The organism is Pseudomonas sp. 50_B, assembly GCF_017491625.1.
GTDB classification, from domain to species: domain Bacteria; phylum Pseudomonadota; class Gammaproteobacteria; order Pseudomonadales; family Pseudomonadaceae; genus Aquipseudomonas; species Aquipseudomonas danubii.
The window spans coordinates 1-245 of record NZ_JAFGYX010000203.1 but is presented as its reverse complement, the minus strand read 5'-3'; the positions used below and the strand labels follow the sequence as shown (position 1 = coordinate 245).

The 245-nt window shown below is 64.5% G+C and carries 1 protein-coding gene; it reads left to right on the top strand.

All coding sequences use genetic code 11. The features are described 5' to 3' along the window. The coding region (locus J5M73_RS31625) for an amino acid permease (RefSeq protein ID WP_207817029.1) at positions 1-245 on the top strand (245 nt) is incomplete at both ends.

The following is a 245-nucleotide window of genomic DNA, read 5'->3' as shown; positions in this document are numbered from 1 at the left end:
CCGGAGCTGGCCAAGCTGCAGAACCCTTCCCTGGCAGCAGTGCTGGAACATATCGTCGGCCCCTGGGGCGCCTTGCTGATCAGCATTGGCCTGGCGATTTCCCTGCTGGGGGCGCTGTTGTCCTGGGTGCTGCTGTGTGCGGAGATCATGTTCGCCGCGGCCAAGGACCACACCATGCCGGAGTTCCTGCGCCGCGAGAACGCCAACCATGTACCGGCCAACGCCCTGTGGCTGACCAATGCCAT